The organism is Angustibacter aerolatus, from assembly GCF_054776675.1.
Genome location: NZ_BAAHBM010000062.1, coordinates 1 through 21159, shown reverse-complemented (window position 1 = coordinate 21159; position 21159 = coordinate 1). Strand labels below are relative to the sequence as shown.

25 protein-coding genes, 1 tRNA gene and 1 riboswitch are annotated in these 21159 nt (G+C 75.0%); of the genes, 12 read left to right on the top strand and 14 right to left on the bottom strand.

Annotated features, from left to right (window positions below; translation table 11 throughout):
• Positions 1-219 (bottom strand): TetR family transcriptional regulator (locus ACYVI6_RS13670; protein WP_460446899.1); only part of this gene is annotated, 219 nt, incomplete at its 3' end.
• 55 nt (positions 220-274) lie between these two features.
• On the opposite strand from ACYVI6_RS13670, the gene ACYVI6_RS13665 reads away from it, so the two are divergent.
• Entirely contained in the window at positions 275-784 is a 510-nt protein-coding gene (locus ACYVI6_RS13665; RefSeq protein ID WP_460446898.1) for an FBP domain-containing protein, read from the top strand.
• On the opposite strand, the gene ACYVI6_RS13660 is transcribed toward ACYVI6_RS13665, so the two are convergent.
• A complete protein-coding gene (locus tag ACYVI6_RS13660; protein ID WP_460446897.1) occupies positions 765-1499 on the bottom strand; it encodes a hypothetical protein in 735 nt (244 codons plus the stop codon). The two genes, ACYVI6_RS13665 and ACYVI6_RS13660, sit on opposite strands and share 20 nt — an antisense overlap.
• Positions 1500-1508: 9 nt before the next feature.
• The gene (locus tag ACYVI6_RS13655) at positions 1509-2861 is read right to left on the bottom strand and encodes a cryptochrome/photolyase family protein (protein WP_460446896.1); all 1353 of its coding nucleotides are present in this window, start codon (positions 2859-2861) and stop codon (positions 1509-1511) included.
• A gap of 137 nt (positions 2862-2998) precedes the next feature.
• Here ACYVI6_RS13655 and ACYVI6_RS13650 point away from each other — a divergent pair, with 137 nt between their 5' ends.
• The 3 genes from ACYVI6_RS13650 to ACYVI6_RS13640 all read left to right on the top strand — a co-directional run bounded on the left by ACYVI6_RS13650 (position 2999) and on the right by ACYVI6_RS13640 (position 5653).
• A complete protein-coding gene (locus ACYVI6_RS13650; RefSeq protein WP_460446895.1) occupies positions 2999-3769 on the top strand; it encodes a metal-dependent transcriptional regulator in 771 nt (256 codons plus the stop codon).
• A 138-nt stretch (positions 3770-3907) separates the two neighbouring features.
• Positions 3908-4095: riboswitch (cyclic di-AMP (ydaO/yuaA leader) on the top strand.
• Positions 4096-4100: 5 nt separating this feature from the next.
• Positions 4101-4946, top strand: coding sequence for a C40 family peptidase (locus ACYVI6_RS13645; RefSeq protein ID WP_284288295.1), 846 nt, complete (start codon positions 4101-4103; stop codon positions 4944-4946).
• Positions 4947-5161: 215 nt separating this feature from the next.
• Positions 5162-5653, top strand: coding sequence for an HNH endonuclease (locus ACYVI6_RS13640; RefSeq protein ID WP_460446894.1), 492 nt, complete (start codon positions 5162-5164; stop codon positions 5651-5653).
• Positions 5654-5659: 6 nt separating this feature from the next.
• Here the strand turns inward: ACYVI6_RS13640 and ACYVI6_RS13635 are convergent, their stop codons facing one another.
• Positions 5660-6421, bottom strand: a complete 762-nt coding sequence (locus ACYVI6_RS13635) for an SDR family NAD(P)-dependent oxidoreductase (RefSeq protein WP_460446893.1) — start codon at positions 6419-6421, stop codon at positions 5660-5662.
• Between the two features lie 99 nt (positions 6422-6520).
• Between ACYVI6_RS13635 and ACYVI6_RS13630 the strand changes: the two genes are divergently transcribed.
• A complete protein-coding gene (locus ACYVI6_RS13630; protein WP_460446892.1) occupies positions 6521-7384 on the top strand; it encodes a helix-turn-helix transcriptional regulator in 864 nt (287 codons plus the stop codon).
• Here the strand turns inward: ACYVI6_RS13630 and ACYVI6_RS13625 are convergent.
• A complete protein-coding gene (locus ACYVI6_RS13625; RefSeq protein ID WP_460446891.1) occupies positions 7359-7595 on the bottom strand; it encodes a hypothetical protein in 237 nt (78 codons plus the stop codon). The genes ACYVI6_RS13630 and ACYVI6_RS13625 overlap by 26 nt on opposite strands.
• A 118-nt stretch (positions 7596-7713) precedes the next feature.
• Between ACYVI6_RS13625 and ACYVI6_RS13620 the strand changes: the two genes are divergently transcribed.
• The 3 genes from ACYVI6_RS13620 to ACYVI6_RS13610 are packed head-to-tail and all read left to right on the top strand — an operon-like array spanning position 7714 to position 9214.
• On the top strand, positions 7714-8424 hold the full coding sequence (locus ACYVI6_RS13620) for a DsbA family oxidoreductase (RefSeq protein ID WP_460446890.1): 711 nt from the start codon (positions 7714-7716) through the stop codon (positions 8422-8424).
• 20 nt (positions 8425-8444) lie between these two features.
• The gene (locus ACYVI6_RS13615; protein WP_284288290.1) at positions 8445-8852 is read left to right on the top strand and encodes a nitroreductase family deazaflavin-dependent oxidoreductase; all 408 of its coding nucleotides are present in this window, start codon (positions 8445-8447) and stop codon (positions 8850-8852) included.
• Positions 8849-9214 carry a hypothetical protein gene (locus ACYVI6_RS13610; RefSeq protein WP_284288289.1) on the top strand — a complete coding sequence of 122 codons (366 nt, stop codon included), beginning with the start codon at positions 8849-8851 and terminating at the stop codon, positions 9212-9214. The genes ACYVI6_RS13615 and ACYVI6_RS13610 overlap by 4 nt, the downstream gene beginning before the upstream one ends.
• Here the strand turns inward: ACYVI6_RS13610 and ACYVI6_RS13605 are convergent.
• From ACYVI6_RS13605 to ACYVI6_RS13595, 3 genes are all read right to left on the bottom strand, one after another.
• On the bottom strand, positions 9211-9948 hold the full coding sequence (locus tag ACYVI6_RS13605; protein ID WP_460446889.1) for a potassium channel family protein: 738 nt from the start codon (positions 9946-9948) through the stop codon (positions 9211-9213). The genes ACYVI6_RS13610 and ACYVI6_RS13605 overlap by 4 nt on opposite strands.
• 242 nt (positions 9949-10190) lie before the next feature.
• The gene (locus ACYVI6_RS13600; RefSeq protein WP_284288286.1) at positions 10191-10481 is read right to left on the bottom strand and encodes an excalibur calcium-binding domain-containing protein; all 291 of its coding nucleotides are present in this window, start codon (positions 10479-10481) and stop codon (positions 10191-10193) included.
• 57 nt (positions 10482-10538) lie between these two features.
• Positions 10539-10611 (bottom strand) — tRNA-Arg (locus ACYVI6_RS13595).
• A 113-nt stretch (positions 10612-10724) separates the two neighbouring features.
• Between ACYVI6_RS13595 and ACYVI6_RS13590 the strand changes: the two genes are divergently transcribed.
• The 3 genes from ACYVI6_RS13590 (at position 10725) to ACYVI6_RS13580 (ending at position 12834) form a co-directional block, all read left to right on the top strand.
• Positions 10725-11216, top strand: a complete 492-nt coding sequence (locus ACYVI6_RS13590; protein ID WP_460446888.1) for a beta-class carbonic anhydrase — start codon at positions 10725-10727, stop codon at positions 11214-11216.
• 101 nt (positions 11217-11317) lie between these two features.
• Entirely contained in the window at positions 11318-11881 is a 564-nt protein-coding gene (locus tag ACYVI6_RS13585; protein WP_284288283.1) for a hypothetical protein, read from the top strand.
• 182 nt (positions 11882-12063) lie between these two features.
• Positions 12064-12834 carry a hypothetical protein gene (locus ACYVI6_RS13580; protein WP_460446887.1) on the top strand — a complete coding sequence of 257 codons (771 nt, stop codon included), beginning with the start codon at positions 12064-12066 and terminating at the stop codon, positions 12832-12834.
• On the opposite strand, the gene ACYVI6_RS13575 is transcribed toward ACYVI6_RS13580, so the two are convergent.
• From ACYVI6_RS13575 to ACYVI6_RS13550, 6 genes are all read right to left on the bottom strand, one after another.
• The gene (locus ACYVI6_RS13575; protein ID WP_460446886.1) at positions 12826-13944 is read right to left on the bottom strand and encodes an ABC transporter ATP-binding protein; all 1119 of its coding nucleotides are present in this window, start codon (positions 13942-13944) and stop codon (positions 12826-12828) included. The two genes, ACYVI6_RS13580 and ACYVI6_RS13575, sit on opposite strands and share 9 nt — an antisense overlap.
• Positions 13941-14717 carry an ABC transporter permease gene (locus ACYVI6_RS13570; RefSeq protein WP_460446885.1) on the bottom strand — a complete coding sequence of 259 codons (777 nt, stop codon included), beginning with the start codon at positions 14715-14717 and terminating at the stop codon, positions 13941-13943. Before ACYVI6_RS13570 ends, ACYVI6_RS13575 begins: the two co-directional genes overlap by 4 nt.
• Positions 14718-14815: 98 nt before the next feature.
• Positions 14816-15490, bottom strand: a complete 675-nt coding sequence (modA, locus tag ACYVI6_RS13565) for a molybdate ABC transporter substrate-binding protein (protein WP_460446884.1) — start codon at positions 15488-15490, stop codon at positions 14816-14818.
• Between the two features lie 245 nt (positions 15491-15735).
• Positions 15736-16143 carry a TOBE domain-containing protein gene (locus tag ACYVI6_RS13560; RefSeq protein ID WP_460446883.1) on the bottom strand — a complete coding sequence of 136 codons (408 nt, stop codon included), beginning with the start codon at positions 16141-16143 and terminating at the stop codon, positions 15736-15738.
• A 70-nt stretch (positions 16144-16213) separates the two neighbouring features.
• The gene (locus ACYVI6_RS13555) at positions 16214-18463 is read right to left on the bottom strand and encodes a putative bifunctional diguanylate cyclase/phosphodiesterase (RefSeq protein ID WP_460446882.1); all 2250 of its coding nucleotides are present in this window, start codon (positions 18461-18463) and stop codon (positions 16214-16216) included.
• Positions 18464-18527: 64 nt separating this feature from the next.
• The gene (locus tag ACYVI6_RS13550) at positions 18528-19781 is read right to left on the bottom strand and encodes a geranylgeranyl reductase family protein (RefSeq protein WP_460446881.1); all 1254 of its coding nucleotides are present in this window, start codon (positions 19779-19781) and stop codon (positions 18528-18530) included.
• A gap of 335 nt (positions 19782-20116) precedes the next feature.
• Here ACYVI6_RS13550 and ACYVI6_RS13545 point away from each other — a divergent pair.
• Positions 20117-21159 (top strand): AAA family ATPase (locus ACYVI6_RS13545; protein WP_460446880.1); only part of this gene is annotated, 1043 nt, incomplete at its 3' end.

Here is a 21159-nt window from a genome sequence, read left to right as displayed (position 1 = left end):
GGCGGCGGCGGCGCGACGGTCGGCGCGCTCGTCGAGCGCGCGGGCCGCGACGCGGGCGCGCAGCTGCGGGGCGCTCGCGACGTGGTGGTAGAGGCTCGCGTCGCGGACGCCGAACCGACGCGCCAGCGCCGACACGGTGACCTGGTCGAAGCCCACCTCGTCGGCCAGCTCGGCGGCGGCCGCGGTCAGCGACTCGGTGGTGATGCCCGCTCTCGCCATCGGCCCTCCTGCAACTCGCTCGACGCTGAAACCTAGAGCCTCTAGGCTACTGCCTGTGAAGCCTCTGCTCGAGCGTCAGGTCCGCGCGTCCTTCGTCAACTGCACCAAGGGCGAGGCGAGCCGGCTGACCGTGCCCCGCGACCTGGCGACCTGGCAGTGGGACGACCTCGAGCTGCTCGGGTGGCACGAGCCGTCCGACCCGCGCCGCGCCTACCTGGTGGCCGAGCTCGACGAGCAGGTGGTGGGCCTCGTGCTGCGCGTCGCCGCGCCGTCCGGTCGCAGCCGGCAGGCGGTCTGCTCGTTGTGCCTGGCCACGCACACCGGCGACGGCGTCTCGCTCATGACGGCGCCACGAGCCGGGCGCAGCGGGCGGCAGGGCGACTCGGTGGGCGCCTACGTCTGCACCGACCTCGGGTGCTCCGCGCACGTGCGGGGCCGGGGCCGGAAGGGCGGCCCGCCCGACGTCGAGACGATGAGCACCGAGGACAAGGTGACGCGGCTGCGCGGCAACCTCGAGCTGTTCCTCGACCGCGTGGGGTGGGCGGTCAGCCGGCCGACGGCGTGAGCGTCGCCGGGTCGACCCGCACCCAGACGGCGGCGGCCCGGCCGAGCAGCACCGGCTCGGCGCCCTCGACGTCGTAGAGCGCGGTGCTGGTGAACGTGCGGCGACCCTGCTCGCCGTCGGCCCGGCCGACCACGACGTGGCGCCGCCCGGCCCTCGGCAGCGCGTCGAGCCGGGCGGTCATCGTGCCCAGCACCATCGGCCGCCCCACGATGTCGACCGACCAGCCGCCCGGGCAGTCGAGCGCCGCCCAGGTGACCTGTCGCGTGACCACCGAGCCGTCGTCGGTGGTCGACGCGTGCGGCACCCACGACGCGGCCACCGTGCCGGGACGGCCCGGCACCGCGCCGGGTCGCAGGCCGAGCCCGTCGCCGCGGTCGGTGCCGCACGAGAAGCAGGTCGGGAAGGGGTGGTCGACCAGCCCCGGGTACCGCGCGGCAGCGGCCTCGGCGTCGTCCCAGCCCACGGGCGCGGGTGGCTCGCCGTCGACGTCGGCCGTGGCGGCGACCCGCGCGACCAGCTGGTCGCCGTCGAGCACCTCGACCCCGCCGTCGTCGCCCGCCCGGACGTCGAGCGGCACGTCGAGCGGCGGCGGGCGGCGCAGCACCACGGTGACGGCGAAGGGGTCGCCGGGCAGCAGCGCGGCGACGGCACCGCTCACCCAGCCCCCGTTGCCCGAGCCGGGAGGGCCGTTGAAGCGCGCGGGGATCGTCAGCACCCCTGCACCCTACGAGCGCACCTCGGCGTAGCGGTCGAGTGCCTCCTGCCGCTGCTCGGCGTGGTCGACGACGCGCTGGGGGTAGTCGTGGGCGTACCCGTCCGCGGCGTCCCAGGGCGTGTGCGCGGCCTTGCCCTCGAGGTGGCGCAGCTCGGGCACCCAGCGGCGCACGTACGCGCCGTCCGGGTCGAACTTCAGGCCCTGGGTGACCGGGTTGAACACGCGGAAGTACGGGGAGGCGTCGGTGCCGCTGCCGGCCACCCACTGCCAGCCGTGGTTGTTGCTCGCCAGGTCGCCGTCGCGCAGCCACCGCATGAAGTACCGCGCACCGTGCTGCCACTCGACGTGCAGGTCCTTGACGAGGAACGAGGCCACGACCATGCGCACCCTGTTGTGCACCCAGCCGACCCCGCGCAGCTGGCGCATGCCGGCGTCGACGAACGGGAAGCCGGTGCGCCCCTCGCACCAGGCGTCGAAGTCGGGCCCCGGCTCGCTGTAGCGCATGGCGGCCATCTCGCGCTTGAGGTACTCGCGGGCGGTGCGCGGCTGGTGCCACAGCACGTCCGCGTAGAACTCGCGCCAGGCCAGCTCGCTGCGGTAGCGCTCGGCCCCCCGCGAGCGGTGCGCGCCCAGGTCGTGGAGCAGCGTGCGGGGGTGCACCTCGCCGTACTTCAGGTGCGCCGACAGCTGCGACGTGCCGTCGAGGTCGGGCCGGTCGCGCTCGCCGTCGTAGTGGTCGAGACCGCCGTCGAGGAAGGTGTGCCAGCGGTCGAGCGCGGAGTCCTCGCCGACGGGCGGCAGCTCGAGGCCGCCGAGGTCGGGCTCGTCGGGCAGCGGCTGCGAGTCGACCGAGGTCGCCCAGCGCAGGCCCTTCGGCGGTGGACCGGCCGGCGCCGGCCAGCCGTGGTCCTTCCACGTCCGGTAGAAGGGGGTGAAGACCTTGAACGGCGTGCCGTCACCCTTGGTCACCGTGCCCGGGCCGACGGCGTACGGCGTGCCGGTGCGGGCCAGCGGCACCTCGCCGAGCGCGGTGTCGACGGCCTCGTCGCGCTGCCGGCCGTACGGCCCGGCGTCCGCCGTGACGTGCACCGACCCGGCGCCGAGCTCGCGCACCACCTCGGGCAGCACGGCGGCCGGGTCGCCGCGGCGGACGACGAGCGCGCCGTCGGTGGCCGCGTGCAGCGCGCGCAGGGAGCGGGTGAGCCAGACCCGGCGGGTGTCGCCGGACGGCCCCCACAGCCGGTCGTCGAGCACGAACAGCGGCAGCACGCGACCGCCGTCCGCGGCCCCGGCGGCCGCGTGCAGGGCAGGGTGGTCGTGCAGCCGCAGGTCGCGGCGCAGCCACAGGACGGTGTCGGGCACGCACGGCACGCTAGGCGGCGGCACCGACAGCCGCCCGTCGCGGGCGCGATCGGGTGCACCCCGGGCCCGCCGTCCCGCGTAAACTCGGGGCGGGTGGCCCGGCGGGTCGCCCGTGCCGACGCGGAGGAAGGCCTGGCGTGAGCGACCTCATCGACACCACGGAGATGTACCTGCGGACCATCTTCGAGCTGGAGGAGGAGGGCATCGTCCCCCTGCGCGCACGCATCGCCGAGCGCCTCGGCCACAGCGGCCCCACCGTCTCGCAGACCGTCGCCCGCATGGAGCGCGGCGGGCTGGTGGTCGTCAGCGGCGACCGCCACCTCGAGCTCACCGACGACGGCCGCTCGAAGGCGACCCGCGTGATGCGCAAGCACCGCCTCGCCGAGCGACTCCTCACCGACGTCGTCGGTCTCGAGTGGGAGTACGTGCACGAGGAGGCGTGCCGCTGGGAGCACGTCATGAGCGAGCGGGTCGAGCGCAAGCTGCTCGAGATCCTCGACCACCCCACCGAGTCGCCCTACGGCAACCCGATCCCCGGGCTCGTCGAGCTGGGCGAGGCGGACGTCGACGGCCAGTTCCTCGTCGCCGGCCTGCGCCCGCTGACCCTGGTGGCCGACGGGTCGCCGAGCACCGTGGTGGTGCACCGCATCGGCGAGCCCGCCCAGGCCGACCCCGAGGTGCTCGCCACGCTGTCGAGCGCGGGGCTGCAGCCCGGTGCCCGGCTGGAGGTGCGGGAGGGGGCGCGCGGCGCCGTGCTGGTCACCCGCCCGGACGGCGACGTGTCGGTGCCCGCGATGATCGCGGCCCACGTGTTCGTGGCCGTCCCCGGCACGGAGGCGCTGCCGGCGGTGCCCGGCGAGGTCGCCGAGGACGCCGTGCCGACGCCCGAGACCGCGAACGCCCGCTAGCCCGTACGAGTCGCCGAGAACCCGTCCGATTCGTCGCGTTTCGGGATGTGACAGCGGCCGTACCAGTTGGGTAGTGTCTCCACCACTCGGCGGCCAGCCGGGTGTACCTCACGCGGACGCCGAGCTCTGCCACCGCGCGCGAGGTACCTGCTCGAACACCGCATGGCAGAGGCGGGGGACCCAGGTACGCGGGCGATCCGAGCACGATCCGGACCGTCCTTGGGGTGAAGCCGGCGAGCGCGACCGACAGGTCGCCTCGCGAGCCGGCCGGGTGATCTCCCACCCGAACCCGACAGCTCACCTCGAAGGCGTCGGAGAGGCAACGCGAACTGTGACGACTCGAGCCCAGGGGCGCCACCGCGCGCCCGCGCGGACGGCCAGCACCACCAGCCACACCCTCGCCCACGTCACGGGCCAGGTCACCCAGGCCGTCAGCGGCAACGCCGGCACCGTCGCCAAGACCGGCGCCGTGCTCGCGGTGAGCAGCGGCCTGATCGCGTCCTTCGGCCTGCAGGCGGCCAGCGCCGCGCCGCACGCCCCCGAGGCCGACCCCACCACCAGCAGCGTCCCCGCCGTGGGCACCGTCGAGGCCTCCGGCGTCCCGGCGGCAGTGGTCGACGGCGTCTCCGCGGCCCCGAGCTTCGGCGAGCTGGGCTTCACCGCCAAGGTCAAGCCGAAGCCGAAGAAGAAGAAGGTCGTCGAGGTCGTCCGCCAGGCGGTGCGTGCCTCGTCCTCCGCGTCGTCCTCGTCGGAGCGCGGCAGCAGCCGGTCGAGCCGGTCGAGCGAGCGCTCCTCCGTGGGCGCCCCGGTGCACGTCAAGGCCGGCGCCCCCGGGTCCGCCGTCTTCGGTGCGGCCGTCATGCAGATCGCCGCGCGCTACGCCGGCATCGCCTACCGCTACGGCGGCACCACGCCCGCCGGCTTCGACTGTTCGGGCTACACCGGCTACGTCATGCGCCAGGTCGGCATCTCGCTGCCCCGGACGTCGAGCGCGCAGCGCGCGGCGACCCGGCGCATCTCGCGCAGCGAGGCCGTCCCCGGCGACCTGGTGTTCATGCCGGGCCACGTCGGCATCTACGCCGGCAACGGCATGATGTGGGACTCCCCGCACACCGGCGCCTCGATCAGCAAGCGCGCGATCTACTCCAGCAGCGCCACGTTCGGCCGCGTCGGCTGACCGACGTCCGCACCGCCCGCGAGGCCCGCACCTGCTCCGGCAGGTGCGGGCCTCGCGGCGTGTCGGGGTGGTGTCGCGACCGCGCCCGCCCGGCAAAGTGCGTGACCGCGCGGCCGACCTGCGCCTACCCTCGGCCTAGACCCGTCACCGGGCGGGCCTGGACGCCGTCGTGTCCCGCACGCCAGCTGGGCACCGGCGAGAGAGGGGCGCGCCGCGTGCGGACCCTGGTGCTCAACGCCGGCTACGAGCCGCTCTCGGTGGTCTCGTTCAAGCGGGCCGTCGTGCTCGTGCTCGCCGGCAAGGCGATGGTGCTGGCCGAGTCGGGCGAGCGGCTGCGCAGCGCCGACCTGACCCTGGCCACGCCGTCGGTCATCCTGCTGGTGCGCTACGTGCGCGCCCCGCGACGGCACGGGGTGTCGGTGACCCGGCGCGGGGTGCTGCGGCGCGACGGCCACCGGTGCGCCTACTGCGGCGGGGCCGCCTCGACGGTCGACCACGTGCTGCCGCGCTCGCGGGGCGGCGCCGACTCGTGGACCAACCTCGTCGGGTGCTGCCTGCGCTGCAACGGCGTCAAGGGCGACCGGACGCCGGAGGAGATGGGCTGGCAGCTGCGGGTGCGGCCGGCCGTGCCGTCGGGTGCGCTGTGGGCGCTGCGCGGGTCGGACGTCGTCGACCCGCAGTGGGCGGAGTTCCTGCAGGCCGCCTGACGCCGGTCACGCCGGGCGGGTCGCGGTGATGCCGCCGTCGACCGCCAGCTCGGCGCCGTGCACGTACCGGGCGTCGTCCGACAGCAGCCAGGCGACGGCGGCCGCCACCTCGTCCGGCGTGCCGGGCCGGCCGGCCGGCGTCCCCGCGGTCATCCGCACGACGACGTCCGAGGCGTCGTCGTTGATCGGCGTGCGGGTGGCGCCGGGCGAGACGGCGTTGACCCGCACCCCGCGCGGCCCGAACTCGGCCGCCCAGCTGCGCATCAGCTGCAGCTCGGCGGCCTTCGTCGCGGAGTACAGGCCGACGAACGCGTGGCCGACGTGCGCCATCCACGACCCGATGACGACGATCGACCCGTGCCCGCGCTCGACCATCGCGGGGGCGAGGGCGGCGGTGAGCACGTGCGGGGCGCGCACGTTCACCGCGAGCGTCGCCTCGAGGTCGTCGTCGGTCAGCGTCAGCGTGTCGACGGGCGGGCACAGGGCGGCGTCGTGCACGACGGCGTCGAGCCGGCCGCCGGCGGCCTCGGTCGCGGCCGCGGCGAACGCGCGCAGCTCGGCGGGCGCGGCGGTGAGGTCGGCGGCGACGAAGGCGGCGGACCCTCCTGCCGACCGGATGCCGGAGACGACGTCGTCGCCGCGGGCCTGGTCGCGGCCGGTGACGACGACGTGCCAGCCGCGGGCGGCCAGCATCCGGGCCGTGGCGGCGCCGATGCCGCTCGTCGAGCCGGTGACGAGGACGGTGGGGGACTGCTGGGGGGTGGTCATGCCTCCATCGCAGCCGGTGCGGCGCAGCGGCACCAGGGCACGTGCTGCCTGGTCACCGCGTGCCCACGTCGGCGTCGGTGCCGGCTCGTACGCTGAGGCGTGCCCGCCGACCGATCCGCCCTCGGGGCGTTCCTGCGCTCGCGCCGCGACCGCCTGACGCCGGCGCAGGCGGGCATCCGGGCGTTCCCCGGGCCGCGACGCGTGCCCGGGCTGCGCAAGGAGGAGCTGGCGGTGCTCGCCGGGCTCAGCCCCGACCACTACAGCCGGCTCGAGCAGGGGCGGCAGCACACCGTCACCGACGAGGTGGTCGAGGCGCTGTCGCGCGCCCTGCAGCTGGACGACGTCGAGCGGGCGCACCTGCGCGACCTGGCCGCGCCGTCGTCGCGGCGCCGGTGGGCCGGACCCGAGGCGGCGCAGCGACCCGACCCGGGCATGCTGCGGCTGATGACCTCGCTCGACCACGTGCCGGTGCTGCTGCTGGGTCGCCGCTCGGAGGTGCTGGCCCGCAACGACCTGCTCGCCGCCGTGCTGGGCGCGCCGATGCAGCCGGGGACGTCGTTCGTGCGCTGGCTGTTCCTCGACCCGGCGGCGCGCGAGCGGATCGTGAACTGGGGCGACTTCGCGGCGGCGTCCGTGGGGGCGCTGCGCTACGAGGTGGGGCGGCGGCCGGACGACCGGCGGCTGGCCGAGCTGGTGGACGAGCTGCGGGCCGGCGATCCCGACGTCGCGCACTGGTGGGACGACCAGCGGGTCACGTTCCGCACGTCGGTGAGCAAGCACCTCGCGCACCCGGTGGCCGGGCCGCTGCAGTTCGGGATCGAGTCGGTGGTGGGTCCGCACGACCCGGAGCAGCGGCTCGTCGTCTACACGGTCGAGCCGGGCTCGGTGACGGAGCAGGCGCTGCCGCTGCTGCGCAGCTGGGCTGCGGAGGGGTCCGTCAGCGCCGACGCGGCACGGCCATGACGGCGCCGCGCAGCAGCTCTCGGTAGGCCAGGTCGCTGCGCTGCACCCAGACGGCGTGGTCGCCGCCCGCGCTGATGGCGGCGATCGGGTGCGGCCGGCCCGAGCGGTCGAGCACGGCGTCGGCGACCCGCAGCTGCTCGACGGGCAGCATCCGGGCGCCTCGGGGGGCGGCAGCGGGCTCGACCCTGGTGACGGTTGCGTCGCAGTCCATGGTCTTCTCCTCGGCACGTGGGGCCCGTTCCTGGACGACGGGCACCGTTCGCGTGCGGTTCACCCAGCATGGACTCGGCGTCCGGAAGACGTGGCCGCGCCACGCGGTTGTCACCCGCATGAACGAACCGCTGCAGGTCGAGATCTGGTCGGACGTCGTGTGCCCCTGGTGCTACATCGGCAAGCGCCGCTTCGAGTCGGCCGTGGCATCGACCGGTCTGCCCGTCGAGGTGACCTGGCGCTCGTTCCAGCTCGACCCGGACGCGCCGCGGCAGGACGGCGCCGACGTCGCCACCCACCTGGGGTCGCGCTACGGCGGCGGCCGCGAGGCCGGGCTGGCGATGGTGCAGCGCGTGCAGGAGGTCGCGGCGGGCGAGGGGCTCGACTTCCACCTCGACCGAGCGCACCGGGCCAACACCGTCGACGCCCACCGGCTGCTGCACCTGGCGCAGCTGCACGGCGTCCAGGACGCGCTGAAGGAGGCGATGCTCGACGCCTACTTCGTGCAGGTGCTCGACGTGAACGACCGTGCGGTGCTGCTGGGGCTGGCCGAGGGCGCAGGGGTGCCTCGCGACGAGGCCGAGCAGGTGCTGGCGAGCGACCGGTTCGCGGACGACGTCCGGCGCGACCAGGAGGAGGCCGCCGCGCTCGGCGCGAACGGCGTCCCGTTCTTCGTGCTCGACCGGCGGTTCGGCGTGAGCGGCGCGCAACCCGCCGAGCTGTTCGAGCAGGCGCTGCGTCAGGCGTGGGACGCTCGCACCCCCGCACTCGTCACCCCGCTCGCCACCGCCTCGGCGACCGCCGACGCCTGCGGCCCCGACGGCTGCTGACACCTCGAGGAGTGCACCGGATGGCTGACTGGAACGACAGCGTGATCGCCGAGTTCAGGGCGAACCACGGGCGCGTCGGAGGCAACTTCGAGGGGGCGCCGCTGCTGCTGCTGCACACGACTGGAGCGCGCACCGGGGCCGAGCGAGTCAGCCCGATGATGTACCTGCGCGACGGCGACCGGTACCTCGTGTTCGCCTCGTACGCGGGGCGCGACGAGAACCCGGCCTGGTTCCACAACCTGGTCGTGCACCCCGACGCCGCCATCGAGGTCGGTGACGACACGATCACCGTGCGCGCCACCGTGCTCGACCGCGCCGAGCGCGACGAGAAGTACGCCGAGCAGGCGCGGCTCTACCCCGGGTTCGCGGAGTACGAGCGCAAGACCGAGCGGGTCATCCCGGTCGTGGCGCTGACCCCCGTCGCGTGAGGCTGCTGCGGGTGCGGCCCGCGGCGGTGGTGCTGGTCGCCACGCTGGTCGACGCCGTCGCCTGGGCAGTCGGCGGCGCCGCGCTCGACTGGGTGTCGGCGCTGCTGTTCGGCCCCGTGCTGCGGTTCGGGCTGCTGTGGCTGCTGCTGGTCCGCCGGCAGCGCATCGGGTGGCACCTGCTGTGGCTGTTCTGGGTCGGTGACCTGCTGACCGTGCGACCCGCCTTCGACACGGCGGTGGGGCTCGGGGTCGTGGCCGCCCTGTCGGTGGTCGTCCAGGCCGTGGCGCTCGCGTCGCCGACGCTGCGCAGCGCCGGCCGCGGACGGTCCGCGCCGGCTCGCTCGTCGCGCCGGGGTGGCTAGTCGCGGCGGGCAGCTTGCTCGCGCATCGCCTGCACCTCGCGGCGCAGTGCACGCACCTCGGCCGCCAGCTCGTCCATCTGGTCGCCGGTGCGGTCCTCGGCGGCCTGCACCTCGGACAGCCGGTCGACGAACCAGGACGCCAGCGCCGCCGTCACCACGCCGACCAGCGCGATGCCGGTGACCATCAGGCCCACCGCGACCGCCCGCCCGGCCGCCGTCACCGGGAACCGGTCGCCGTAGCCGACCGTCGTCACCGTGGTGACCGCCCACCACGACGCGTCGGCAAAGCCCTCGATGTTCGCGCCCGGCCGCCCGCGCTCGGCGTCCAGCACCGCCAGCGCCGCCACGAACCCCACCACCGCCACCGTCGCGACGACGCTCGCGACGACCCGCCCGCGTGCGAACGCCCCGCCCCGACGTCCGAGCACGCTCAGCGCCACCACCACCCGCAGCGCGCGCAGCGGTCGCAGCATCGGCAGCGCCAAGGTGACGACGTCGACCCAGTTGCGCCGCAGGAACCGCAGCCTGTCGTCGCTCAGCGACACCCGCACCGCCAGGTCGACCGCGAACGCCACCCACACCAGCACCGTGACGACGTGGCACGCCGTCCGCCCCCAGCCCGGCAGGTCCGGCTGCAGGATCGGCCACGCGTACGCCGCCAGGAACGCGACGGCAGCCCCGACCAGCGGCCCGTCGGCGTGGTCCTCCCAGCGCTCGCGGCGGGTGTCGGGCACGGCCGAGACGCTACCTGGCTGCGGTCAGGTGCACCGTGTGACGGTCGCTCAGGACGTCGCGCAGCTGCTCGGTCAGCGCCACCCGGGCGCCGGTGCTCCGCCGCCGACCAGCTTGAAGCTCGGGCAGGGACAGGTCGGGTAGTACGAGCAGACGGACGCCGACCCGGACACCCAGGCGTGGTCGCGGCGCGCGTGACCGCACCGGATGCACCGCAGTGCACCGACGAGGCGTCGCAGCACGATCAGCGCGCCTCGCAGGCCACGCCGTCGTGATCGGCGTCGAGGCGGGAGTTGGCCCTGATCGCCGCCTTGTAGATCTTGGTGCTCACCTTGAAGCTCGTCACCGGCTTGGAGTGCCCGCGCACCTTGTCGTGAGCGCCCTTCTTGCCCACACCGTGCTCGTACGTCTTGTGGAACGCGGTGCAGTTCTTGTACTTACCGGTCGCCGCCTCGGCGGTGCTGCTGCCGGCCACCAGGCTGGCGGCCGAGAGGGCGACGATCGCGGCGAGGGAGGCGGTGCGGGTGCGGCGCATGGGTCGCATGCTCTCAGCGGCGTGCTGCTCACGTCTGCCGAACGCAACAGTTTGAAGTGCCCCCGACAGGAATCGAACCTGCGACACAGGGTTTAGGAAACCCTTGCTCTATCCCCTGAGCTACGGGGGCCGGGGAGCGGCTGACGCCGCCGGACCACGGTACCCGACCGGGCGCCCGAGCCCTGCTCGGTCCGCGGCCGGCCCCGGGTGCGCGACCGCCGAGGGGGCTGGGACACTCTCCGCGTGACCGTGATCGACGACGTGGTGGAGCGCAACCGGCGCTATGCGGAGACCTTCGACAGCCGGGGCCTCGGTGCGCCGCCCGTGCGCCAGCTCGCCGTCGTCACCTGCATGGACGCGCGCATCGACGTGCTCGCGGCGCTCGGCCTCGACCTGGGTGACGCGAACGTGCTGCGCAACGCCGGCGGGGTGGTCACCGAGCGCGAGCTGCACGACCTCGTGGTGAGCCAGCGCAAGCTCGGCACCCGCGAGATCATGGTCGTGCTGCACACCCGCTGCGGCATGCGGACCTTCACCGACGACGAGCTGCGCGACGAGGTGGCGGCCGAGACCGGCGCCCGTCCCGAGTGGACGGCGTTCCGGTTCGGGCAGGTCGAGGACGACGTGCGCAAGTGCGTCACCGCCGTGCGCGAGTACGAGCCGCTGCCGCACCGCGAGAGCATCCGCGGGTTCGTGTACGACGTCGACACGGGCCTGCTGACCGAGGTCGAGTGACCGGTTGTCCACAGGGCGCTGCACGCTGTTTCGCGCGGTGAGGGCGTTCGGCTAGCGTCCCGTACATGGGGCAACTGTGTTCGAGGGGTTCGTTCGGCGTCGTGGCGCTGGCCGCGGTGATGTCACTGTCCGCGTGCGGTGACGACGACGCACCGCAACCGGCGCACACGTACGCGATCCCGACGCCTGGTCCGACCAGCAGTACGCCTGTCACGAGCGGCCCGAGCGCCACGCCGACGCCCGGACCGGTCCCTGCGGCCGCTCGAGCGGACAGCGAGGCCGGCGCGAAGGCGTTCGTGCGGTTCTACTTCGACCGGTTGAACATGGCGGTGCGCTATCCAGAGGGCGCCTGGCTACAAGGTCTGGCGACAGCGAATTGCCGCTTCTGCCGCTCGAACGACGACGTGCAGGCTGACCTTCGGCGCCGTCATCTGCACGTACGAGCGGACGTCTTCTCTGTGCCTGGGATCGAGCCACTGCCGTTCAGCACGAGGGTCGATAGGGCCTTCCAGATCACGGTCATCGAGAAGGGCGCGGTCATCGTCAATGCGCAGGGGAACGTGACGAAGCGTGAGCCCGACGACGGCGAGTGGGCCGAGATCCTCGTGACACGACGGGCCGGGGCCTGGCTGGTCGACGACTTCCGAGAGATCAAGCCATCATGAGGCTTGTACTGGTGGGCATCCTGCTTGCGCTCACGGCACCCCTCGGTGCACTTCGAGCCTCAGCGGGCGACCACGCCGCCGTCGGGTACCACCAGCGTCATGAGGGCGGTGGCGGGGCAAGGCTCGACGTCCTCCGATCGGGCCCCCCTGCTCGTGGCGCTCCCCCCGGCACGGCTCACCCGATGCACAAGAACGGTCACCGGAGAACGTCCCGCGTCGAGCGTCTGAGCCTCTTGAGCTGCGGTTCGAACAACCCGAACCGGCCGCAGGCATTGCAGCTCTCGTGTTGGGAGGCCCAGCACGGGTGTGAGGTGTTCGGTCGAGCGGGCGAGGTCAGCCGTTGGGTGTGGGCGCGCGATGTCGACGCGACGGGCGCGGCCACCCCATGGCGCCTGACCGGTCGCACGGCGTGTGGTGCGGAACCCGATGACGGCCCTGTGCTGACCGCGGCAATCGTGGCGCGGGAGTTCCGGCGGTTGGACTTCGCGCGCGCGAGGGTGGCGTCGGACCCGACGGGGCGGGGTGAGCTGGCGACGTTGGTGAACCTGCAGACGTACTTCCGGGTCGAGTGGCCGGCGCGGGGGGTGCGTCCGGGGCAGGCGGTGACGCGGCGCCTGCTGGGGCACCGGGTGCGGCTGGAGCCGTCGGCGGTGTGGTTCGACTACTCCTACGGGGAGGGTGGTGGGTCGGGGCGCACGTCGAGCGCGGGTGGTCGGGCACCGAGCGGTGGGGTGTCGCACGTGTACCGCGACCGTGGGGTGCGGCAGGTGCGGGTCGACACGCGGTACGGGGGCAGGTTCAGCGTCGACGGCGGGGCGTGGCAGGACGTGCCGGGTGGGGTGACGGTGCGCGGCGTCTCGGTGCCGTTGCACGTCTACCAGGCGCGCAGCGTGCTGGTAGACGAGCCGTGCCGGCGCCGGTCCGACATCGGCTGCGCCGGGTGGTCAGGGTGAGGTCGACGAGTCGGCGAACGGGTCGGCGTACGCCTCGACCTCGGTCGCCTTCGCCGACAGCCACACCGCCGACCCCGGCCGCAGCGCGAGGTCTGCCACGGCGGACGGCGTGACGTCGACCAGCACCGAGGGTGCGCCCTCCACCTGGAGCCGCACGCGGTCGCCCAGCGGTTCGAGGCTCGCCACCGTGCCCTGCCACACGTTGCGGGTGCTCAGACCCTCCGGGTGGCCGGTGTGCACGGTCACGGCCGAGGGTCGTAGCACCACGAGCACCCGGCCGACCGCGGGCGCTGCCGACACGAGCGTGCCGCCACCGTCCAGCCGCACCGCGCCCGGCTCGGATTCGTCAGAGACGCTGCCGCGCAACAGGTTGAGGCCGAGCAGTCGCGCGACGTAGTCCGTTGCTGGTCGGCGCGACACCTCGGCCGGCGAGCCGTCCTGCACGACCCGGCCGTCCTCGATGACGAGCAGCCGGTCGGCCAGCACCATCGCCTCCACCGGGTCGTGCGTCACCACCAGCACCGGGCCGTCGAACGCGCGCAGGTGGCGCTGCAGCCGAGACCGCACGTCCATCCGGGTGCGGGCATCGAGCGCGGCGAGCGGCTCGTCGAGCAGCAGCAGGCGCGGGTCGGCCGCCAGCGCACGGGCCAGCGCCACCCGCTGGGCCTGACCACCCGACAGCTGCGACGGGCGCCGAGCGGCCAGCTCGACCAGGTCGAGGTGCTCGAGCCACTGCAGCGCAACGGTTCTGGACGCAGCGCGGCCCGCGCCGGCCGAGCGAGCGGCGAACCCCACGTTGTCGCGCACGTCGAGGTGCGGGAAGAGCCGGTGGTCCTGGAAGACCAGCCCCACCGGCCGAGCCTCGGCCGGCACCGCCGACCCGCCGTCGTCGAGCAGCTGCCCGCCCAGCAGCAGCCGACCCGAGTCCAGCCGCTCGAGCCCGGCCAGGGCACGCAGCAGCGTCGTCTTGCCCGCGCCGTTCGGTCCGAGCAGCGCCACCACCTGCCGCGCAGGTACCGACACCGACAGCCGCAGCTCGAACGAGCCGCGACGCACCACGACGTCGTCCAGCTCGAGCCCCGCCGCGATGTCGGGCCGCACGTCCGTCATGCGTGCCCACCGGGCAGCCAGCGGTCGCGCAGCAGGGCCAGCACGGCGACCGACACCACGAGCAGCACGAGCGAGAGCGCGATCGCGGCGCTCGGGTCGGTCTCGAGCGCCAGGTAGACAGCGAGCGGCGTGGTCTGCGTGCGGCCGGGGAAGCTGCCGGCGAAGGTGATCGTCGCGCCGAACTCACCGAGCGCACGGGCCCAGCTGAGCACCGCGCCGGCCACCAGCGACGGCGCGACGAGGGGCAGCGTCACCCGCCGGAACACCGTCAAGCGCGAGGCGCCGAGCGTGGCAGCGGCCTCCTCGAAGCCGCGGTCCGCCGCGCGGAACGCGCCCTCGACAGTCACCACCAGGAACGGCATCGCGACGAACGTTTCGGCGACGACGACGCCCGCGGTGGTGAAGGGCAGGGTCACCCCGGTCCAGTCGTCGAGCAGCCGCCCCACCACGCCGGCCCGGCCGAACGCCAGCAGCAGCGCCACGCCGCCCACCACCGGCGGCAGCACGAGCGGCAGCGTCACCAGCGCCCGCAGCAGCGACGTGCCGGGCACGCGCGACCGCGCCAGCACCCACGCCAGCGGGACGCCGAGCACCACCGACAGCCCGGTCGCCGACGACGCGCACACCAGCGACAGCCGCAGCGCCTGCGCGACCGACTCGTCGGCGAGCAGCCGCGGTAGCCCCCGCCACGGTGCGCGCACGAGCAACCCCACCAGCGGCAGCAGCAGGAACAGCACCGCGACCAGCGCCGGCACACCGAGCGGCCAGGGCACCGACCCGTCGGGCGAACGGCGGCGTCGAGGCGACGAGCGGGGGAGGGTGCGACGGCCCCGCGCGGCGGACGGCGCGTCGACGGGCGACGGGACCTGACTCACGGCGCGCTGAAACCGGCTTGCTGCAGCGCCTTCGTGCCCTCGACCGACAGCACCAGCTCGCGGAAGGCCCTGGCGGCCACGGGGTTCGGGGCCTTTGACAGCACGGCGATCGGGTAGGCGGTCGAGGCGTTCACGTCGGCGGGGATCGGGACGCCGCGCACCTTCGCGCCGGCGGCACGGACGTCGGTCACGTAGACCACGCCGGCGTCGACCTCGCCGAGCTGCACCTTGGCGAGCACCGACTTCACGTCGACCTCCTCGGTGACCGGCTGCACGGCGAGCTGGGCCTTCGCGAAGACCGCGGCGGCGGTGGCGCCGCAGGGCACCTGGGCCTGACACAGCGCCACCTTCACCCCCGGCCGCGCGAGGTCGGCGAGCGTCGTCACCTGGCCCGGGTCCGCCGGGGGCACCGCGATCTCCATCGCGTTCTGCGCGAACGTCGTCGGCCCGACTGCCGCACCGGCCGAGACCACGGTGTCCATGGTCGTCGGGGAGGCGGCCGCGAAGACGTCGGCGGGAGCGCCGTTCACGATGCTGCTGGCCAGGCCGCTGCTCGGGCCGAAGCTGAACACGACCTTCGTGCCCGGGTGCGCCCCCTCGAAGTCGGCGCCCAGCTCGGTGAACGTCGCCTGCAGCGAGGCCGCGGCGAACACGCCGACGGTGCCGCGCACCGCGTCCCCGGACGACGCGCCGGAGGACGCGGTCGGACCCGAACCGCACGCGGCCAGCGCCCCGCAGGCGGCGAGCGCGAGGGCGGCGAGGGGAACGCGACCGCGCCCCGTGGGACCGGCCCCCCGTCGTCGGCGAGGGCCGGGCGCGGGCTCCCCACGGCGGGGCGGCGGCGGCGCGGCGCCTCGGCGCCGAGGCGCCACCGAGACCGACACCGCGGGCCGGCCGTCGACCTGCCGGCGGGGCCTCAAGGGACCGGCACCTCGACGACGACGTTCGTCGACTTCACGGCCGCGACGGCGAGGACGCCGGGTTCGAGCCCCAGCTCGTCGGCGGCCTCGCGGCTCATCAGCGACACCACGCGGTGCGGGCCGCACTGCAGCTCGACCTGCGCCATCACGCCGTCGCGCTGCACCCGGGTGACGAGGCCGGTGAACCGGTTGCGGGCCGACTCCGACGCGACCGGCCGGGCGGGGGGTCGCTCGGCCGAGGCGGCGACCTCCTGGGCCAGCCGGGCCAGGTCGCCGCCGTCGACGACGCGCCGTCCGCCGTCGTCGGTGCCCGCGGTCAGGCGGCCGGAGTCGATCCAGCGCCGCAGCGTGTCGTCGCTGACGCCGAGCAGCTGCGCGGCCTCGCGGACCCGGTACGTCGTCACCCGGGCAGGATACGGCCAGAGAACCGCAGGTGCGGGGGAAAACGGCCGGATCGACCCGCAGGCGCGGCGTTCAGTCGCCGCGCACCTGCGTGGGGACGGCGAGCGCGACCGGTCGCACGTGCGCGTCGGCGAACGCGTCGGCGTCCATCGGGCGCCCGTGCAGGTAGCCCTGCGAGACGTCGGCGCCGAGCGTGCGCAGCAGCGCGAGCGTCGCGTCGTCCTCGACGCCCTCGGCCACCAGGTGCAGCCCGAGGGTGTGGGCGAGGTCGACGGTGTTGCGCACGATCGCCGCGGCCCGGGGATCGTCGACGACGCCGCGGACGAACGAGCGGTCGAGCTTGAGCTCGGCGGCGGGCAGGTCGCGCAGGTAGGCGAGCGAGGAGTACCCGGTGCCGTAGTCGTCGATGCTGACGCGCACGCCCAGCCGCTCGAGCGCGGTCGCGGCCCGCAGACTGGTGCGCGGGTCGTGCATGAGCTCGCTCTCGGTGATCTCGACCTGCAGCGCCGACCCGTCGAGCTTGAACTCGTCGAGCAGGCCCTCGACGAGCGGCACCAGCTTGGGGTCGGCCAGCGACGCCGCCGACACGTTGACGGAGACGACGAGCCGGTCGTGGCCGGGCACCCGGCGCCAGGTGGCTGCGTGGTCGAGCGCCTGCGACATGACGTTGTGGGTGATCGCGAACATCAGGCCGTGTCGCTCGGCGAGCGGCAGGAACTCGTCGGGCGTCAGCGGTCCGTGCTCGGGGTGCAGCCAGCGCACCAGGGCCTCGGCGCCGACCAGCGTGCGGCCGTCGGCGACCGCGACCTGCGGCTGGTAGTGCACCACGAGCTGGTCGGTGTAGACGGCGGTGCGCAGCTGCTCGACCAGCTCGAGCTGCCGGCGACGCTCGTCGTCTGCGGACGGCTCGTAGCGCCCCACGCCGCCACCGCGCTGCTTCATCTCGTACATCGCGACGTCGGCCCGGTGCAGCAGGCTGGTGCCGGCGGGTCCGTCGTCCGGCGTGACGGTGACGCCGACGGACGAGCGCAGGTGCACCCGCCCCTCCTCGAGCTCGAAGGGCGGCGTGAGCTCGGCGGCGATGCGCCGGATGCGGGCCATCGTCTCGTCGGTGGGCAGCTCGCGCAGCAGCACCGCGAACTCGTCGCCGCCGAGCCGCACCGCCAGCTCGTCGGGCCGGACGGCGGACCGCAGCCGGGCGCCCACCTGCCGCAGCAGCTCGTCGCCGGCGGCGTGCCCGTAGCTGTCGTTCACGTCCTTGAACCGGTCGAGGTCGAACAGCGCGAGCCCGGCGGTGCGGGCGCTCTCGCTGCGGGCCAGCTCCTGCACCAGGGCGCGGCGGTTCGCCAGGCCGGTGAGCTCGTCGCTCTCGGCCTGGCGGCGGGTGTCGTTCAGGGTCGTGACGTTGCGGAAGACGGTGCCGAGCTTGAACAGCGTGAACAGCAGGCCGCTGCAGGCCACGACGGCGACCTCGCGGGGCACCAGGTCGAAGGCGCACGCCACCAGCAGGCAGGCGTTCACGACCGAGAAGATGGTCGGCGACAGCTGGGTCGCGAGCCGGCCCTCGTCGCGCCGGACGACGGCGCTCGGGGTGGGCAGCGTCGACGCCGCGCCGAGCAGCAGCAGCACGCAGACCTGCGCGCCCGCCGTCAGCAGGTGCGCGCCGAGCGGCCCGAGGTGGTCGTCGGCGGGCAGCACCGCGGGCGCCATGGCGACGAGGGTGAACAGCAGGTAGGCGATGGCGCTGGCGATCATCCGCAGGTCGCGCAGACCGCCGCCGAGGAACATGCCGGTCACCGCGAACACCGCGAGCAGCAGGGTCGCCGACGGTGCGACGAGCAGCGCGAACGCCGTCGACATCGGCACGCCGACGGTCTCGGCGAGCGGGCGGGCGGCCAGCGCCCAGGCGAGCGCCGTCATGGTGACGACCCCGCCGAGCATGTCGAGCGCCGCATAGGCGAGCACGCTGCGCAGCCGCTGCCGCAGCAGGGCCAGCGCGCCGACGTACCAGAGGGTGCACCCGGCCAGGGCGCCGACGAGCGTGCTCGCGCCGGGCGCCGTCACACCGGGTGCGGCCGCGAGCGAGGGCAGGTCGGTGACGACCAGCAGCAGCGAGCCGGCGGCCAGCGGCGCCCACACCTGCTGCTCACGACGTCCGGACCGGTGCCACAGGACGGCGAGCATGCCGAGGCCCTGCACGCCGGCGAGCAGCGCGAGCCCCAACGGCTCGTCGCGCGCGCCCGTGACCAGCAGGATCAGGCCGGCGCACAGCGCAGCAGCCGTCACCCGGACGGCGAGCCGCCCGCGGTCGGAGGTCCTCACCGTGCGTGCATCGTCACGTGCGGCGCCGTCCTCGACCGCCGCGACGGGACGTCACACGGGTGGCTCAGCGCAGGTCGGAGGCGGGGAACGGCGGGCGTGCGTCGAAGCGGCTCGAGAGCCGGCCGGCGGTGCGCCAGACGCGGGCCACGACGTCGCGGTCGGCCTCGGTGACGAGGTTGCCCATCAGCCGCAGTGCGAGGGTCATGAGCGGCCGCGAGCGCATGCCGACCGGCCCCGCCGCAGGCAGCAGACCGGGCACGGTGAGCAGCCCGGCGAGCCGACGGGCGATGGAGAACGACTCACCCAGGTGACCGCGCAGCATCGCGGGCCACGCCGGGTCGAGGTCGTCGCCGCCGACCAGCAGCTCGGCGAGCATCCGGCCGGTCTCGAGGCCGTAGTCGATGCCCTCGCCGTTGAGCGGGTTCACGCACCCGGCGGCGTCGCCGACGAGACCCCAGTTGCGCCCGGCCACGCCGCTCACCGCGCCGCCCATGGGCAGCAGCGCGCTCGACGCCGCCCGCACCTCGCCGTCGAGGGCCCACTCCTCGCGACGCTGCCGCACGTACACGTCGAGCAGCCGGCGCAGCGGGACGTCGGCCGGGCGCCGGGCGGTGGCCAGCGTGCCGACGCCGACGTTCACCTCGCCGTCGGCCAGCGGGAACACCCAGCCGTACCCGCTGAGCAGGTCGTCGTGCTCGTCGCGCAGCTCGAGGTGCGAGCTGATCCACGGGTCGCTGCTGCGCCCGGACCGGACGTACGCGCGGATCGCCACGCCGTACGCGGTGTCGCGGTGCCACTCGCGGCCGAGCACCCGGCCCAGCTGCGAGCGCGCGCCGTCCGCCACGACCAGCCGGCGGCAGCCGACGACGAAGCGCTCTCCGCGCCGCTGGAAGACGACCCCCGTCACCCGGTCGCCGGCGCGCTCGACGTCGACCGCGCGGGCGTCGTCGAGCGGGGTGGCGCCGCTGTCGAGGGCGACCTGCCGCACGGTGGCGTCGAGCTCGACCCGCGGCACCGCGCTGCCGTGCGCCGGCAGGGTTCCGCCCGGCCACGGCAGGTACAGCTGCTGCCCGAACCCGGCGGCGCGCAGCCCCCAGTTCACGGAGCGGCCGCTCAGCCAGTCGCCGAGGCCGAGGTGGCGCAGCTCGGCGACGGCGCGCGGGGTGAGCCCGTCGCCGCACGCCTTGTCGCGGGGGAAGGTCTGGCGGTCGGCGAGCACGACGTCGAGGCCGGCGCGGGCCGCCCAGGCCGCGGCCGCCGACCCGGCCGGCCCGGCTCCCACGACGAGGACGTCGGTGCTCGACGGCGCGCTGCTCACCCGCCAAGTGTCCCGCGCGCCCGGCGTGTCGCTCGCACCGGGCGCGATCCGGCCGATTCGTCCGGTTGCCGTGCAGCAACCGGCGAGGCCCGCTCGGACGGCCGGTTGCCCGATCCGGCGACGGGATCCGTCGTCCGTCACCCGTTCAAGTGCCGAGATCCTCCGGACCCGCCGGTCGACCGCACCAGTTCTTGACTTCTGCTTGACCTCTCAACCGCCGCTCAGCATGCTTGACGACGACGGTGTGCACCGCTTGCCCCCCCTGCGCGGTGCACACCGTCAACCACGTCCGGGCCTCCCGCGGGGTCACAGCGGCGCCGACTACCTTTGGGTCGGTGACCGACCCCGCCGAGCAGCCGCCCGAGCCCACGCGCGACCGGCTCGTCGCCGACGCGGTGCGGGGCTGGCAGGCCGTCGGCACCGACCCGCTGCTGCGCTTCCGCGACCTGCCGTCCGGCACGCTCGACCTCACCCACGCCCACCCGAGCGGGCTGGCGATGCTCTTCGCGGGGCGGCCCACGCGGCTGTCCGGCCTGGTCCGCGAGCCCGGGTCGCTCGCCGACGCCCGCCGCCGGGCGCGCGCCGTCCGGGCCCGAACCCTCGAGCTGTCGGAGCGCCACGGCATCGCCGCCGGCTGGCTGGCCGTCGGCACCGCCACCTGGGACGTCGCCGACGCCCACGCGTCCGCGGCGCCCGTGCTGCTGCGCCCGTGCGTGCTGCGGCCGCGCGGCAGTGCGGGGGAGGACTACGACGTCGACCTCGCCGGGGCCGCCGTGCTGAACCCCGCGCTGGTCCGGCACCTGGCCGACGACCACGGCATCGAGCTCGACGCCGACGCCGTCGCCGCGCTGGCCGTCACCGACGAGGGCTTCGACCCCGCGCCCGTGCTCGCGCACGTCGAGCGCACCTGCCAGGGGCTGCCCGGCCTGCGGGTCGAGCACCGCCTGGTCATCGGCACGTTCGCCGACGTGGTCGCGCCGGTGGTGCACGACCTGCAGCGGCTCGGCCCCCGGCTCGCCGCGCACGACGTCGTCGCCGCGCTGGCCGGCGACGCCTCGGCCCGTGAGGCGCTGCAGCGGCCCGCGCCCGAGCCCGCCGGCGACCGCGACCCGGCGTCCGAGCACCTGGTGCTCGACCTCGATGCGTCGCAGCAGGACGTCGTCGAGGCCGTGCTCGCCGGGGGTCATCGCGTCGTCGAGGCGCCGGCCGGCACCGGCGGCACCCAGCTGGTGGCGGCGCTCGCGGCCGCGCTCGCGGCCGACGGGCGGCGCACGCTCGTCGTCGCGGAGCAGCGGGTGGCCCTCGACCGCGTGCTGCAGCGGCTGAGCGCCATCGGGCTCGACGGCGCCGTGCTCGACCTGCGCGACGGTGCCGGGGC